This window comes from Corynebacterium cystitidis, assembly GCF_900187295.1.
Lineage (GTDB): Bacteria > Actinomycetota > Actinomycetes > Mycobacteriales > Mycobacteriaceae > Corynebacterium > Corynebacterium cystitidis.
Genome location: NZ_LT906473.1, coordinates 1139648 through 1155453, shown reverse-complemented (window position 1 = coordinate 1155453; position 15806 = coordinate 1139648). Strand labels below are relative to the sequence as shown.

Here is a 15806-nt window from a genome sequence, read left to right as displayed (position 1 = left end):
AGGGCACCGAAAGGGCTAAGGACAAACCGATATTCTACGCTTCTCTATACTGAAGGCCATGCCTACCTGGAAAGAAGTCACTACAGCTAACCCTGACCATTCTGAAAACTATGCTCGTCGCTGGCAAAATATGATCAACGCTGGTGACGACATCCATGGTGAAGCACGCCTCGTGGATGCTCTCGCGCCACAGCGAGGCTCTCGGATCCTCGACGCTGGATGCGGCCAGGGCCGCCTCGGAGGCCGTCTAGCAGAACTAGGCCACGACGTTGTAGGGACAGATCTTGACGAGATTCTCATTGATCACGCCAAGCGCCAATTCCCGCATGCGCGTTGGTACGTCGGCGATTTGGGAGTTGACCCCATCGCGGAAGATGACTTCGACGTTGCAGTGTCGGCGGGCAACGTCATGGGGTTCTTAGCTCCAGAAGGTCGCGAGCCAGCCCTCCAACACATCTTCGACTCGCTGGTTGCTGGTGGACGTTTCGTCGTCGGCTACGGTGCGGGGCGTGGATGGGGATTTCCCGACTTCTTGGAAAACGCCAAGGGAGTCGGGTTCACCCTCGACTATGTTTTTGAGTCGTGGGACCTGAAGCCTTTCACCCAGGATTCGCGCTTCATGGTGGCTTTGTTCACCAGGCCCACTGACTAGTACGTGGTCAGCCCTCGGCTGCGGAAAACTTCACGGGTGCGTTCCACCGACTCTGCAGTTGGTGCAACCGCATCTTTCAGTTCATAATCCATTCCGAGGTGCTCCCACTTATCCGCACCCATGTTGTGGAAGGGGAGTACTTCGACCCGCTCCACGCTGTTCTTCCACTGCGCTGCGATGTCGGCAATCTTTTCAACATTAGTGGGTTCGTCCGTAAGGCCGGGGACCAGCACGAAGCGCACCCAGATCTTCTTACCTAATGCGTTAAGCCGATTGCCGAAGTCCAGTGTGGGCTGCAGCTGGCGCCCACCGGTGACCTTGGAATAAGTCGCCTCATCACCCGACTTCAGATCAAGCAGCACGAGATCAACATTGGCAAGATCGTCGTCGGAAAGCCGTGCCCCGAGGTAGCCAGACGTGTCAATAGCGGTATGCACGCCAGCATCGTGGACTTCTTTGAGGACTCGCCGTGTAAAAGCGATCTGGAATAGGGGCTCACCACCTGAAATGGTGAGCCCACCACCCGACGCGTTGAACACGGGCCGATAGCGCAGAACGCGCTTTACGACGGCTGACACCGTTTCGAGTGTGCCTTCTTTCATCCCCATTGTGTCGGGGTTGTGGCAGTACAGGCAGCGCAGCGGGCACCCAGACATGAACATAGTCATGCGGGTTCCGGGGCCGTCAACGGCTGTCACCAACTCCCAGGAGTGGACGAGCCCGACATCGCCGGTGCGTCGCGCTTCCATGAGCTCGGCACGGTTTAGGTCGTCTGCTGTGTCGTAGGCGTCGCCGCCAAGACCGGCCGCGACCCCACGGACCTTGTCGCCCTCCTCGGGGGTGAGGGTGACTATTCCTGTGATGCCATCGTGAGCCACTGTGACGCTGCTTTCACTGGAATTACTTGCCCTGGTGGAAGGTACGCGAAATCACGTCGCGCTGCTGCTCCTTGGTCAGCTTGACGAAGTTCACGGCGTAGCCGGACACGCGCACAGTGAGGTTCGGGTAATTCTCTGGGTGCTCCATCGCATCTTCTAGAGTTGTCTCGTCGAGGACGTTGATATTTGCGTGGTAGAGGCCGGATTCCATGTTATTAGCCTGGCGGTTTTCCTTCATGGATGCGAGACGCTCGTCGAAAGTTTTGGTAGCCATTGTGTTTTCTCCTTAGTAAATGTGTAGGTGATTGACGTGGGTGGATAGGTCGATGTGCAATGCGGGTGAGAACGTGGTGTCACACTCACCCCGGAATTGCTACGTACTACATGCTGGGTCCATGATGAAGCCGGCATCGAGCACACCAACCAGGTTAGTTACCTGCTCGTCCTTAGTGCGCCCCAAACCAGATGGTGTGATGGTGTTGGTCAGGGAGATGCCATCAAGGGCATCGTTGTAGTCCAACTTACCCACCGAGAGCATCGATGCGACCATGCCGTGATTGTCGGCACCATTTTCGGGGTTCGCGCCCGGGGCGAACGGAGTGCCTGCTCTATGCCCGGACGGGAAGTTGCCGGTTGCCTTGCCGTACACCACGTTCGAGGTGATCGTGAGAACAGACTGGGTCGGGATCGCGTCGCGGTACATCGGGATAGCCTTGATTTTCTCCATCACGGTGTGGACGATGGTGGCCGCGATGTCATCAGCGCGGTCATCGTCATTTCCGTAGAACGGGAAATCGCCTTCTGTTTTGTAGTCGACAACCAGACCCGTCTCGTCGCGAATGGGGTAGACCTTGGCGTACTTGATCGCGGACAGTGAGTCCGCCACGATCGACAGCCCTGCAATCCCGCATCCCATGGTGCGGATGATATCGGAATCGTGCAGTGCCATTTCCAGCGCCTCGTAGGCGTATTTGTCGTGGCAGTAATGGATGATGTTGAGCGCTTCCACGTAGGTGCCCACAACCCAGTCGAGCATGAGCTCGTACTTCTCCCAGACTTCGTCGAAGTCCAGTGGCCCATCACCTTCGATTGGGGTGTGATCCTTGGTGATTTGCTGGCCAGTTATCTCATCGCGGCCACCATTGATGGCGTACAGCAGAGATTTCGCGGCATTAACGCGCGCGCCAAAGAACTGCATCTGTTTGCCCACCTTCATCGGTGACACGCAGCACGCAATCGCGGCATCATCGCCCCACTGGTCGCGGATTTGCTTATCAGACTCGTACTGAATCGATGAGGTCTCAATGGAGATCGCAGCGCAGAATTCCTTGTACCCGTTGGGAAGCTCTGGGTCCCAGAAAATAGTGATGTTCGGCTCTGGTGCGGGGCCTAAGTTTCGCAGGGTTTGCAGCAGGCGGAATGCGGTCTTAGTTACTTGGTGGCGGCCGTCCTCGGAGAAGCCAGCGTCGGACCAGGTCGCCCAGTAGGGGTCACCAGAGAAGATTTGGTCATAATCTTCGGTACGCAAGAACCGCACGATGCGCAGCTTGATCACTAGTGCGTCGATGATCTCCTGAGCGCCCTCCTCGGTAAGAGTGCCGTTGGCGATGTCACGCTCGAAGTAAATGTCGAAGAAAGGGGAGAGGCGGCCGAAGCTCATCGCTGCTCCATCTTGGCTCTTCACCGCTGCGAGGTAGCCGAAGTAGGTCCACTGCACCGCCTCCTGGGCGGTCGTTGCGGGACCCGAAATGTCAAAGCCGTAGGCCTTAGCCATCGCCTTCAGCTTTTTCAGCGCCTTGATTTGCTCGGAGTGTTCTTCCCGGAAGCGCGCCCAATCCTCAGAAAAGCCAAGGGACCCGACTGCGTGTTTGGAGGCTTCCTTCTCCTCGATCAAAGCGTCCACACCGTAAAGGGCGACGCGACGATAGTCGCCGATGATCCGTCCGCGCCCATAGGCATCTGGCAGGCCGGTGATGATGTGTGATGAGCGCGCCGCACGGATTCGGGGCGTGTAGATATCGAAGACGGCGTCGTTATGCGTCTTGCGATACTTGGTGAAAATCGTCTCTACATCGGGATTGACCTCTTCGCCAGACTCTTTAATGGCCTGCTTGACCATGCGCCAGCCACCGTACGGCATCATGGCGCGCTTCAAAGGCTCGTCGGTTTGCAGGCCGACGATGATGTCGTCATCTTCTGAGATGTAGCCGGGGCCGAACGCGTCAATATCCGCCGGGGTATCGGTATCGACAGCGTATACGCGACGTTGACGTTCGACGGAGAGGTAGTTTTCTTCTAGGTGGTCCCACGTGCGGAGGGTTTTCTCGGTGGGTCCAGCAAGGAAAGACGCGTCCCCGTCGTACGGGGTGTAATTGCGTTGGATGAAGTCACGGATATCGATCGTGTCCGTCCACGGCCCGTCCTCGAAGCCTTGCCATGCGGTGTGGCTTGGTGAAGTGACTGTAGTCACAAGCGGTCCCTTTCAGTTGATCAAAGCTAAAACCGTTCTGGGGTACACGCTGTCCCTTTCCTATACCGATAACATCGTTCTTTTGCGCTGGTTGGTGCGCTTGTTTAAGCGTGGACCCCACATATCACCCATTATATAGGTGATATTTAATTAATGCTGTATTGAGCCTGGTAACAATGGTCACAGTGCATGCATCCGCCCCGGTCGACCTCAGGGTGGGGGTCAACCGAGTCTAGTCCTCTCCGAGATTGGTGGTGTCGCGCACTTCCGGAAGCTGCTTTGATTCTTCGCCGTTTGAAACCTTCAGCTTGCTCAAGCCGGTGTGGCCGTGCATTTGCTGGGACGTGATTGCCAGGTTATAGCGGCGAGGGGACAGGGCATTAAGTCCCCACGTGATCATTGAGACGAAGCGGTTACGGAAGCCCACCAAGAACATGACGTGAACGACAAGCCACATGATCCAGCCAATGAAGCCGGTGACCTCCACCTTGCCCATCTTCACCACAGCAGAGAAGCGGGAGACGATAGCCATCGAACCCTTGTCGAAGTACTCGAAAGGTTCACGTTCACGTGGATCCTGGTTGTGCTCCACGAAGTTCTTAATTGACTGCGCGGCGTACTCGCCGGTCTGAATTGCCACTTGTGCAACGCCCGGCAGATTATTCAAGTTCATCATGTCGCCAATAACGTAGATGTTATTCGTCTCACCAGCAAGAGCTTGGGAATTCACGATCACGCGTCCGGAACGGTCAACCTCAGCACCAGTTTGATCCGCGATCATCTTACCCAGCGGTGATGCCTGCACACCGGCAGACCAAATCTTGGTGAAGGACTCAATGGTGGTTTCCTCATCCGTCTTGGTGTCGCGGAAGGTCACAGTGTTTGCATCTAGGTCGGTCACCATCGCGTTGAGGCGTACCGTTACACCCAGCTTCTCCAACTGACGCTGAGCGTTGCGGCCTAGGCGCTTACCGAAAGGAGGCAGAACCTGCGATGCGCCATCGAGCAAGATAATCTTCGCCTGGCTCGGCTCGAAACTGTCATAATCATCCTTGAAGGAGCGGTTTGCCATTTCCGCGATCTGGCCGGCGATCTCCACACCCGTCGCACCAGCACCGACGATGACGAACGTTAGCAAGCGCTCCACCTCGACTGGGTCTTGTGCGACCTCCGCGCGCTCAAACGCGGTAACGATACGTGCTCGCAGCTCAAGAGCGTTATCGACTGTCTTCAATCCAGGAGCATACTGTGCAAAGTGGTCATTTCCGAAGTAGGACTGGCCCGCGCCAGCGGCGACGATTAAGGAATCGTACTCGAAAGAACGCTCGTAGGCGCTGGAGTTAATGCGGACAACTTGGTCCTCCACGTCGATGTCCACCACATCGCCTTTGATCACGCGAGCGTTTTGCTGCTGTGACAGGATCTGACGGGTGGACACCGCGATCTCACCAGAGGACAAGATGCCGGTAGCAACCTGGTAAAGCAGAGGCTGGAACAGGTGGTGGTTGGTGCGGGAGATCAAGGTGACGTCGACATCGGCATCTGCCAACTCCTTCGCCGCGAAAATGCCACCGAATCCAGAACCGATAATTACGACATGGTGGCGGTTCCCTGGTGGTCGGGTGGGTGATTGAGACACAGATTTAACTCCTTGTGCAGCAGTACTTATTGGGATGGATTAGAAATCCGTCTTCATTCTACGGTTAATTACCGGTTTCAACTGAAGTCATAGTAACGCTACGTGAGGGCCTCACGAAGCGAGGCACACGTCGCGCCTTACGAAGAATACCGCGCGTACTGGTTTAAGGTGAAAAGCGTGATTGAAATGCCCTACACGCGAAGCATTGATGCGAAGGCGTGGCCTAGCGTCGCGAATGTTCCTGCCGGTTGGGGTATCCGAATGCGCGCCCGTCGGGCAGAAGCAGCCTTCGCGCGAGCTTGTGCTCACGCTGGTTTGACACTTGTGCCTAACGACGAGCATCCAACGGCAGATCTCGTCGTTAAGCACGAAGCGTTATTTTCACGCATCGCTACCCACGGCTGGGTGGGTCTGGCAGAAGGCTACCTTGCCGGAGAGTGGGAGACTGACACCCCAGGCGGCCTCGTCGATGTTCTGGCAGCCTTACTGGCTGTTGAGTATCATCCAAAAACCGCGGTAGTGCCTACCGACGAAGAATATGTTGGCGGGGAAGTACCCCCAGAGCTAGTAGAACGCTACTCGGGAGATGGGATGAGTGCGTTTGCGGGCAGATTTGCCACGGGCGTGCCGACGACCCAACGAGTCAGTGTTCCATCCTACGCACGAGGGGCGGGCCGAGGTGACGAGCCTGCGACTCATTTTGTTGACATCACGGAGATCAGTGATCCGCTGGATGTGAATCGCGATGATCTTGGCGATGCGCAGCGTCGAGCAGCACGCATGCTGCTCGATTATGTTGCCGCGGGTCCTGGAACCCATATTCTGGAGTATCCGTCAGCAGGTGGCGCCCTTGCCATTGAGGCAGCGCGGTGTAACGCAACCGTAGATACTGTCACGGCAGACCCAGAACTTTACGACGCACTCCATGAGAGACTGACGTTTGCCGGAGTTGCCGACGCTGTCCATACCGAGCTGATTGATCCGCCGATCTTTGCCCCAGGCCGCTGGCATGGGCGTTACGACGCCGTTGTTAGTGCCGAAAAGCTCGAGACCATTCCTCCTGACCAACGAGTGCCGTTTATCACTGCCGTAGATAAGCTTGTCGCCCCTGGCGGGAAAGCGGCGCTCCAGACCGTCACGGCCACCGATCGATTCAATCCTGCAGCACAGGCTGCTGTCGAATCACTGCGGGCCTATATTTGGCCTGGCCTGAGCTACCCGCAGCCAGAAGATGTACTCAAGCTCGTTGACCGGCACACGGGCCTGCGGGTGATCAGCCAAGTGCATGCTCCAGGACATCTTGAACAGTCATTGAAACTGCAGCGTGAGACGTTTACCACGCAGCTGCGAGAAGCGGCTGCTGATGGTTTCGATGCGGTGTACCGCAGGCTCTGGATCTGGCAGCTGTCGTTGCGGGAGGCACTGGTCAGAGAAAGCATGCTTGAGGTGGTGCACTTCACGTTAACGCACCGGCATCGTCGCGGTATGCGCTAAGGGGGCGATGGTTTACTTAAGCGGGGACCGGCGCCATAAACGTTAGTTGACATAATGTACATTATCGGACAATGAGGGATCATCTCCGTTACTGTTGATAATCTTCTGCATCGTCACTTGGCGGACATGCACCCGGCCGGCACTTTTACGTAACAGTGACGTAATTTCGCCTACTTATCCTGTACAAAATTTAGGCGAACATTGATTTCGCCTTCCTCGGCGATGGTCGCTGCAACAAACTCCGGTGACTCCACGCCGTAATCCAGGCGATTAATCGGAATGTCGGCCGCAACGACAAGATTATTGCCGTCGCGTGCAACGTTAAATTCTTGCGTGATCGAGTTGGTTTCGCCGTGGATCGTCATATCGCCAGTCAACTCAACGGTTCCCACTGAGCCATTTTCTGGAAGGCCGGAGACATCCGCAGGCTCGGTCACCGTGAATGTTGCCACTGGAAATTCATCCGTGTGCAAAATCTTGATACGCACATTTGAGTCACGGTTATCTCGGTCCGTGACGATATTACCCATTCCTACGGTGACCTCACCGGCGGTCAGAGTCTCGTTTTCAATCGTGACCGAACCAGACACGTCCTGTGTAGATCCCGATGTCCTTGTTCGCTCACCAGGAAGAACCTCGTCAAAGGTAAAGCCCACAGACGTCGAGTTATGCCCCGCGCGCGTGGTGATGTTCCACTCACCGTTGACATCGGTCGCAGCAGGCTGTACCTGTTGTTCGTTGATCCCCTCGGTCTTCACACCAGAACCCATCGCCAAGGTATAGACAACGGGACCGATAGCTAGCGCGGCCAGGGCCAAGATCACCACTACTGCCAACGCCAAGAGCGCTTTCGTGGTGGTGCTCATTTTCTGCACGTTTCTACCTCAGTTTCTCAATACGTATCGCCATGGACACTAGCTCATTGCATAACTGCTGAATTTCGTTGCGCTCCGCATTCTCAGAGCAGGCTGTCGCAATGTCTTCCGCAGCACAGCGTAATGCATATAAATCGTCACGCAGTGACTCTGCCTTATCCGGTGCCAAAATTACCGCCTGCTGTGGGATGGCGGTGCCGATGAAATTGTGGCGCTGTTCATACGCCCGCTGTTTGCATGCAGCGCTGCAGTACTTTCGACGCCTGCCTCTCCCCTTCTGGACAGCCAACTCACTCCCACACCATTGGCAGGTGGGTCGCAATTCAGTCTGGGGATGTGTCACGTTCATCTACCTTAGCCCACTCAAGGGGAACAAATTAAACAGCCCTACCGTTATAATGGTAAGACTGCCTGTAGAGTGAAGCGAGCAGGCACTAAAGATGTGAAGGGATGGATGCAACATGGCCGATCGCGTATTGCGCGGTAGCCGTATGGGCGCAGTCAGCTACGAAACTGATCGCGACCATGACCTGGCACCCCGTCAGATGGTCAAATACAAGACTCCATCGGGCGAAATTTTCGACGTTCCATTCGCGGATGACGCAGAGATTCCCGAAGAGTGGATGTGCAAGAATGGTCAACTTGGCACCCTTATTGAAGGTGAAGGCGTTGAATCCAAGCCAGCCAAACCACCACGTACCCACTGGGATATGCTGCGCGAACGTCGCTCCATTGAAGAGCTCGACGTTTTGTTGGAGGAGCGCCTTGAGCAGTTGCGCAAACGTCGCCGTCACGCTGCCCGCATCGCGAAGGAACAGCAGCAACAGCAAGAGCAGGAAAGCTAGGCCGTCCGCGCGTCTTTCGTCGCGCCTCGGAAAGCACACTTAACGACGAACACCCCAGCCACTTCCGGTTAAGGAATGAGCTGGGGCTTTATTGTGACGCGCATTAGGCCTTCTTGTGCTTGGAATGTCGAACCTCATAGTCAGCTAGTTTGCCCACTTCCTGAGTGATACCGACGATGTCGCGCACCAGGTTCTTGGCTTTGCGCGGCAGGCTTGCTAATGGTGAGCGCTTGAACTCATATACCGTGAAGTTTTTTGCGTAGTTCACGATCTCTGCAAGCTGCTCCCCACGGTGCTCCAACCCCCACTTCGTGACCTCTGCTAGCGAGTCCTTGGCAAAGCTTGCATCCAGCTTCGACTCTCCCAGCTCACGCTCGGTGAAGGTGATGGGAACCTCACGCACATCGAAGCCAGACTGGATGGCGCGAAACGCTAATTCCACCTGGAAGATGTAGCCCTTGGTCGATAGCTGATCCACATCCAACGTCTCGAGAACGCTGCGACGAATCGCCCTATACCCCGCCGTCATATCTTTCACATCACCCGACAACGCAGCCGAGATATACAGGTTGCCACCTTTAGACAAGATGTAGCGATCCTTCGGCCAGTTAACTACCTTGCCACCGTCCACATAACGTGAGCCAATCACTAGATCTGCTCCCGCGTCAATCTCGTCGAGAAGCAAGTGCAATTGCTCAGGCGCGTGCGAGCCATCAGCATCCATCTGACACAACACCTGGTAATCTCGCTGCAAACCCCAGTCGAAACCGGCGCGGTAAGCCCCTAAGAGGCCACCTTTGCCTTCGCGGTGCAAAACGTGGATGGAATCGTCGTCACGAGCAAGCTCATCGGCCTTGTCACCGGTGCCGTCAGGCGAATTGTCGTCGACAATAAGAACGTCCACCTCGGGGCTGGATTGGCGCACGCGCCCGACGATCAGCGGGAGGTTCTCACGCTCGTTGTACGTGGGGATGATCACAAGCGTTGAATCGTCGACCTGAGCCACGGTAAATCCATTCTCCTTAAAGTGTTAAGAAACAGTGCTATCGGCCAGTTTACCCGCGACGGCGCACAACTAGCGACACCCCCATCGACAGCACACCCAAGGCAACCAGAAGCCACTCCACAGTTGCACCGTACCGTGCAGCAAACGTAATGGAATCACGCAACGGTAAAGTTTCGGTCAAGGTGTCGGCCTCGAAGATCTCGGTTTTCTGCGACACACTCCCGTCGGGGTGGACAATAGCGGACACTCCAGAGGTCGCCGCCACTACCAGTGCGCGATCTAATTCGATGGCGCGCAAACGACTCATCGCGAGTTGCTGGTACGTCATGTCGGTGAAACCGAAAGTCGCATTATTCGTTGGCGTAGTGAGGATCTCAGCGCCGTTGAGCACCGAGTCCCGGTAGGCCGGATCAAACGCCACCTCGTAGCACGTGGCCACCCCGACCACAATATCGCGCATCGTCACCGTGCCGTCGCCATTGCCAGGTTTGAAATCGCCGGCGTCATCAACATATGGGGAAAATAAGCGGAAAGATTCACGCATCGGCATAGTCTCGCCAAAGGGCTGGAGATAGATCTTGTGGTGGTAGTCCCCTGGCCCCGTAGCCGGGTCAAAAACCACCATGGTGTTGCGGGCACCAACATGGTCATATGTAATTGTGCCCACCAACACGGGCGCATTAATCGCGGCGACGGCGTCGTCGATAAGCTCACGTGCCTCCTCATCAGTAAACGGGTTGACATCCGACGAGTTCTCCGGCCAGATCACAATATCGGGTTCTACACCAGTAGCTGCCAACTCTTCAGTGACACGAGCGTGGTTGGCCAGCACAGCACGGCGTTGTGCGTTGAAGTCGAGGCCCATGCGAGGCACGTTTCCTTGGATCGCCGAAGCGGTGATCTCATCGGTGGTGTGCTCCGGGTTATTCACGCCCAAACCTGCCACAAGACCAAGCAGGATGGGAACAACCACCGCCACCGTACCGCCAACCCGTGAGGAGCGGAAAAACGCTACGGCACCTGTCGCGACCACAACAGTGGCCAGCGTAACAAGCGCTGGGCCACCCCACGGGGCGAGATTGGCCAGCGGGCCGTTGATCTGGCCCCATGCCAAGCGCACCCAGGAAAAACCACCGAAAGGAAACGACGACCGGGCGAACTCCACCGCCACGTAGATCACGGAGAAAGCGATAAAACCCCCGCGATGCCGAGCAGCGAAAACCCCAAACGCGCCGGTGGCCACGGAATACAGGGCACAGGCAACTGCAAGCGCAACCCACGGCAGCGGCCCAACATACTCACCGATCCACGGAAGCAAAAACATGTACAGCACAAAACCGTGCGCAAACCCGATCGCCGCACCACCCCACCCGGTGGGTTTCCTTGTCCCCCACGGAATCAGACAGATATACAACAACGCAATCCCTGCGATGCCAGCCCACCACAAGCCCAATGGTTCATAAGACGCAAAAGCGACAAACCCCGAAAACGCCGCCAGCGCCAGGCGCAGCACAAATATCACTTACTTGTCCCCGCCCTTGCCGTCGGTCTTGAAATCATCAGGATCTAGTTTTCGGGTCCAGTGTTCGATCTCTTCATTGTCAATAACCATTCCGGCAGCGGATCCGTCGCAGGCCCCGCCGTCAAAGGAACCGTAATCATCGTGGCGTTTGGACAGTGGCGAATGCTGGTAAATCGACATGCCAAAGTTTTCGAAGTCGCGGGTGATCTTCGTGGCCGCAAAACGGCGGATCACCGACCGTGTCGGCCCGAACAGCAGGATTAAACCTACGACGGAACTGACAATGCCTGGGATCATACTCATCGCCCACCCTGCCAGGATCAAACCGGAATCACCCGCCACTTTGCCGGGATTTTCATACCCAGTCTGGGCACTACTCAGCAAGGTTGTGCGTAACGACGCACCACCCGCCAACCCGCCGAGCAGCATCAATCCAAGAACAAGCAGAACTGCCCACCCATAGCCGATCCACGCGCCGACCGCGATGAAGACCATCGCCTCTACGAGCAGAAATCCAAGCAGTATTCGCATGGTGGTAACCCTACCTGCCCAGCTGGGAGAGAAGCCATCGGACATCACTGGTGGCATGCTGAAAGTACGGCAGGAAGTGGTTCAGCGCGTTACGTCCAGGAATCCGAGGCAGGCGACGCGTTTGGAGCTCAACGCCCCATGCATCTGCCAGGTCCACCACTGTTGAATACGGAACGATATCATCATGCACACTGCCCCACAGTCGAACCGGAATCAAAGGACTTCGGGTGCCCAGCCGACGTTGGTCGAGGACCGCGCCAGTGGCAGGAAGGTCGTCGAGAAGCTCTGCTAAGGATCGACCAGAAATAGTCCACGTTGAGGTGGGCGCACGTGTCACACGTTGGGCACCACCGGAGACGCAGACCTCGGCGGCGCGACGCAACAAGGCAAGCCCCCGATCGTTGAGAACGGAAGAAATTTCATCACGGATCGCTGGGCTCAAGGCGGCCAGTCCTGCTGCGGCGTAAGCGATGACCACGGTAGCCAGCCCGCCGTCGACATGCTTGAGGGTTGCAACAAGATCCGCCGGAGGCGCTCCCACTACCGCAGCCTGGGGCTGCAGTTCAGGGCAATATTCGGGGTGTTCCAGCAGGGTGCCTACTGCCCCACCGCCTTGAGAGAACCCCCACAAGGCCAAGTTCTCATGCCCCACGCCGAGCGATGCGGCGGCGCGGACGGCGTCGGCAAGCGCGTGAGAAGCTGCACCATGGTCGCAGTACAGCTGAATATTGTCCTCGGGGTCACGGGGGTAGTCGGTGACCACCACGTGCGAACCAGCTGCAACCATGAGGTTGATAACAGGTTGTTCGTAGGCTGCGACAAAATCGAAATCGCCCCGAAATTCCAGGCCCACAGTGCTGGAATAGGACGGGTCACAATGAGGGGCTACTCCCTGGGTGGACGGAGCGAAAGCAATAGTGGGCCGGGGGCCGGCACCCTGCCACGGGTTATTGGAGCGAAACACTACCCCCGTGGAGGTGATCGTGCGGTTCTCAGCGTCGGAGGTGACGTAGGTAATGCGCCATGCATGTGCGTGGTTAAGGCGCGTGTTCAAACCAAGCGCAGGGATGCGCCGGGCATGAATAAGTGTGCCCGGAGTCCCGCCGATAACCCAGGTGGCTTTTGCGTCATCGGGGTCAGCACCGCGACGCCTGCGCAGCAGATCGTAGCAAAAAGGCAACAGGGTTCGGGCTATCACGCAGGCCATCCTAGTAGTGCCGGTGGTGTTAGTGTCGCATCACTAGCGTGGCTAGCGTGGCATGTGGCGCCACAGCGGTCGCGGCACAAGGTTCATGGCAGCGGCCAAAACAGCAAGCCTGCGCGGAATCCACACGGTGCGCGAGCCTGTCTTCCCTATCGCGTGGACTACGTGAGCGGCTACGACATCGGGCGTGACCGACATGATCGCAGGCTTCATGCCCTCGGTCATTTTTCCGATGACAAAACCGGGACGGGCGGTTATCAGAGCCAGATCGCTGCCGTGCAGCCGGTCTGCAAGACCTTGGCAGAAAGCGTCAAGGCCTGCCTTCGTGGAGCCATAGACGTAGTTAGCGCGGCGTGCCCGCCAGCCCGCGATGGAAGAAAACGCGATGATTTCTCCACGCGACATTTCGTCGGCAAGCACCGTGAGCATGGTGATCTGGGCAGTGTAATCAACCGTGGCAATCTCGGCTACGTGCGCTTCGTCGGATTCAGCGCGCGACTGCGTACCCAAAATACCAAACGCGACGATAGCGGTTGTCGGTGCAGCATCGCGCACAATCTCGCGGTGTGACGCCAGATCCGTTGCTTCGAAGGCAACACGGCGAAGGTCTCGTGCACCGGCATCACGCAGTCTTTGCTCCACGGCAGAAAGAGCCTCCACACGTCGTGCTGCTAGAACCACGTCGCGGCCTGTGCAAATGCGTGCGGCAATCTCCACACCGATATCGCTTGTAGCGCCAAGCAGTAAGATCGTGCCCGAACTCATGCTTGCGAGTCTCCTGTTTCGACCGTGAAGCCGGTCATAGATAGGGAACCCCAGGTGCGCTTCTTATTAAACTCATCGACTTCAGTGTGCCCAAACCCTGCGGCTGCACCGGCGACATAGGCCAAGGGAAGGAAGTGATCGGGGGTGGGAACCGCACGGGAATAGGATGCGTGATCGGCCAAAGCGTTGAGGCGTTCCGGGTCTGTCTTCATGATGGAGGCGGCATCTTCGTCGAACTCGTCAGCCCAGGCGAAGCCAGTGTCGCCCGCATGGCGTTGGACCATGTGCAGGTTATGCACCACATTGCCAGACCCCACAATGAGCACATTATTTTCCCGCGCGAGGCGTGCAAGTTTCGTGCCCATCTCAACGTGGTGGCTCAGCGGCTTCGTGGCGTCGATAGACAGCTGTACTACGGGGATTGTGGCGTCGGGAAACATGTGTTTGAGCACGCTCCAGGTGCCGTGATCCAATCCCCAGTTATAGTCCTGCTGCACCAATGTTGGTTTGACAATGTCTGAGACTAATTCAGCCACCTCTGGGTCACCGGGTGCGTTGTATTCCACCGAGTGCAGCTCCGGCGGGAAACCCCAGAAATCGTGAATTGTCTTTGGGTCGGTCATGGCGGTAACCCCGGCACCCCGGGTGTACCAGTGCGCCGAAATACTCACGATGGCACGTGGCGTGGCATTTTCGCGGCGGATCTGCTCGCCTAGGCGTGCCCACGTGCGTGTGAAATCATTGTCTTGGATTGCGTTCATGGGCGTGCCATGGCCGACGAATAATGCGCGGGTTGTCATCGAAGCTCCTTTGGTTGAAAGTTTAAGCGTTCTCCTCCGTTTGATGTTACAACAACAATGTCTTCGATGCGCATTCCCCATGCACCGGGCTTATAGATGCCCGGTTCAATGGAAAACACCATCCCCTCCCGTAACACCTGCTTTGAGCCGGCAATGATAAACGGAGCTTCGTGCACGCTCAGACCAATCCCGTGTCCAAGACGGTGAGTAAACCAATCCCCAAACCCTGCCTCGCTGATAATGTCGCGCGCCACCGCATCCAATTCACCTGCTGTCATCCCCGGACGCACCGCCGCGCACGCAGCCTCCTGCGCCCGCAACAGCGTTGAATAGGCGCGGGAAACTTCGTCGTCACGCGCCACACCGGCACCGACACGATAGGTGCGCGTGCAATCCGAGTGGTACCCCACCCCCACCGTCCCACCAAGATCGACCACGACCAGATCACCATCGACCAGCACACGGTCAGAAAACGAATGGTGTGGATTCGCACCGTTCGGACCCGAACCAACAATGACAAAATCCACGACATCATGCTCAACGAGAATAAGTTTTTCGATCTGAGCAGCCACCTCACGTTCAGTACGCCCCGGGCGAAGCAAGCCCGGAACCTGGTCGTGCACGCGATCAATGGCAGCTCCTGCAAAACGCAACTGCTCCAACTCCGCCTCATCCTTGACCATGAACACCTCTGCCAACACATCCGTGGCCAGGACCAAAGAACCGTCGATACGCTCCCGGAGCGCAAAGACATGGTCGGCCGTTAGCGAGGAGCCAAGCCCCACAGTGCCCGCGGACACAGGCTCCACCGCAAGTTGATATGCATCCTCACCATCGCGCCAACCACGAACGGTGATGCCAGGCAGATCAAGGTCGCCGATATCAGTCATCGGTGCGACGACCTGCGCCACACCCTCAGCCGGAATGGTCAGGGCAGTGAGGCGTTCATGGGAACTGATCCAGGACCCGGTCAAAAAGGCAAACTCGGACCCCGTACCCACAATCACTCCGGCTAGGCCCTGCGCACGCAGCATTTCTTGGGCCTTGCGCATACGCTCGGCGTAGACGGACAACGGAAACTCTGTAGCAATCGAACTAGTCATAGCCTCCATGCTAGATCTACTA

The 15806-nt window shown here is 57.0% G+C and carries 16 protein-coding genes; 3 read left to right on the top strand and 13 right to left on the bottom strand.

The annotated features are described in order from the left end of the window. The first annotated feature begins 58 nt into the window (after nucleotides 1-58). Nucleotides 59-652 (top strand): class I SAM-dependent methyltransferase, encoded by a 594-nt coding sequence (locus CKV99_RS05480; RefSeq protein ID WP_092255466.1) that lies wholly within the window; start codon nucleotides 59-61, stop codon nucleotides 650-652. Here CKV99_RS05480 and pflA read toward each other — a convergent pair. The 4 genes from pflA to CKV99_RS05460 form a co-directional block, all read right to left on the bottom strand. Beyond that, nucleotides 649-1530 (bottom strand): pyruvate formate-lyase-activating protein, encoded by an 882-nt coding sequence (gene pflA, locus CKV99_RS05475; RefSeq protein WP_092255462.1) that lies wholly within the window; start codon nucleotides 1528-1530, stop codon nucleotides 649-651. The genes CKV99_RS05480 and pflA overlap by 4 nt on opposite strands. 22 nt (nucleotides 1531-1552) lie before the next feature. After that, entirely contained in the window at nucleotides 1553-1804 is a 252-nt protein-coding gene (grcA2, locus tag CKV99_RS05470; RefSeq protein ID WP_092255459.1) for an autonomous glycyl radical cofactor GrcA2, read from the bottom strand. 99 nt (nucleotides 1805-1903) lie between these two features. Next, nucleotides 1904-4000 (bottom strand): pyruvate formate lyase family protein, encoded by a 2097-nt coding sequence (locus CKV99_RS05465; RefSeq protein ID WP_092255456.1) that lies wholly within the window; start codon nucleotides 3998-4000, stop codon nucleotides 1904-1906. A 232-nt stretch (nucleotides 4001-4232) separates the two neighbouring features. After that, nucleotides 4233-5639 carry an NAD(P)/FAD-dependent oxidoreductase gene (locus tag CKV99_RS05460; RefSeq protein ID WP_092255453.1) on the bottom strand — a complete coding sequence of 469 codons (1407 nt, stop codon included), beginning with the start codon at nucleotides 5637-5639 and terminating at the stop codon, nucleotides 4233-4235. A gap of 186 nt (nucleotides 5640-5825) precedes the next feature. Here CKV99_RS05460 and CKV99_RS05455 point away from each other — a divergent pair, with 186 nt between their 5' ends. Then, nucleotides 5826-7133 carry an SAM-dependent methyltransferase gene (locus tag CKV99_RS05455; RefSeq protein ID WP_169872678.1) on the top strand — a complete coding sequence of 436 codons (1308 nt, stop codon included), beginning with the start codon at nucleotides 5826-5828 and terminating at the stop codon, nucleotides 7131-7133. Between the two features lie 170 nt (nucleotides 7134-7303). Here the strand turns inward: CKV99_RS05455 and CKV99_RS05450 are convergent, their stop codons facing one another. Then, entirely contained in the window at nucleotides 7304-7999 is a 696-nt protein-coding gene (locus CKV99_RS05450; RefSeq protein WP_092255448.1) for a YceI family protein, read from the bottom strand. Nucleotides 8000-8012: 13 nt separating this feature from the next. Next, entirely contained in the window at nucleotides 8013-8351 is a 339-nt protein-coding gene (locus tag CKV99_RS05445; RefSeq protein ID WP_408607552.1) for a hypothetical protein, read from the bottom strand. Between the two features lie 118 nt (nucleotides 8352-8469). On the opposite strand from CKV99_RS05445, the gene CKV99_RS05440 reads away from it, so the two are divergent. Further along, the gene (locus CKV99_RS05440) at nucleotides 8470-8853 is read left to right on the top strand and encodes an RNA polymerase-binding protein RbpA (protein ID WP_092255442.1); all 384 of its coding nucleotides are present in this window, start codon (nucleotides 8470-8472) and stop codon (nucleotides 8851-8853) included. A gap of 103 nt (nucleotides 8854-8956) precedes the next feature. Here CKV99_RS05440 and CKV99_RS05435 read toward each other — a convergent pair whose 3' ends face one another. The 7 genes from CKV99_RS05435 to CKV99_RS05405 are packed head-to-tail and all read right to left on the bottom strand — an operon-like array spanning nucleotide 8957 to nucleotide 15784. Then, a complete protein-coding gene (locus tag CKV99_RS05435) occupies nucleotides 8957-9859 on the bottom strand; it encodes a polyprenol monophosphomannose synthase (protein ID WP_092255439.1) in 903 nt (300 codons plus the stop codon). A gap of 49 nt (nucleotides 9860-9908) precedes the next feature. Beyond that, on the bottom strand, nucleotides 9909-11381 hold the full coding sequence (gene lnt / locus CKV99_RS05430) for an apolipoprotein N-acyltransferase (RefSeq protein WP_092255436.1): 1473 nt from the start codon (nucleotides 11379-11381) through the stop codon (nucleotides 9909-9911). Continuing rightward, nucleotides 11382-11912, bottom strand: coding sequence for an FxsA family protein (locus tag CKV99_RS05425; protein ID WP_092255433.1), 531 nt, complete (start codon nucleotides 11910-11912; stop codon nucleotides 11382-11384). A 10-nt stretch (nucleotides 11913-11922) separates the two neighbouring features. After that, nucleotides 11923-13119 (bottom strand): lipase family protein, encoded by a 1197-nt coding sequence (locus CKV99_RS05420; RefSeq protein WP_092255430.1) that lies wholly within the window; start codon nucleotides 13117-13119, stop codon nucleotides 11923-11925. Between the two features lie 42 nt (nucleotides 13120-13161). Then, nucleotides 13162-13881: an SDR family oxidoreductase gene (locus tag CKV99_RS05415; protein ID WP_092255427.1), complete on the bottom strand. Its 720-nt coding sequence runs from the start codon at nucleotides 13879-13881 to the stop codon at nucleotides 13162-13164. Then, nucleotides 13878-14681 carry a 4,5-DOPA-extradiol-dioxygenase gene (ygiD, locus tag CKV99_RS05410; protein WP_092255424.1) on the bottom strand — a complete coding sequence of 268 codons (804 nt, stop codon included), beginning with the start codon at nucleotides 14679-14681 and terminating at the stop codon, nucleotides 13878-13880. Before ygiD ends, CKV99_RS05415 begins: the two co-directional genes overlap by 4 nt. Further along, on the bottom strand, nucleotides 14678-15784 hold the full coding sequence (locus CKV99_RS05405; protein ID WP_092255740.1) for a M24 family metallopeptidase: 1107 nt from the start codon (nucleotides 15782-15784) through the stop codon (nucleotides 14678-14680). Before CKV99_RS05405 ends, ygiD begins: the two co-directional genes overlap by 4 nt. Nucleotides 15785-15806: the final 22 nt, after the last annotated feature.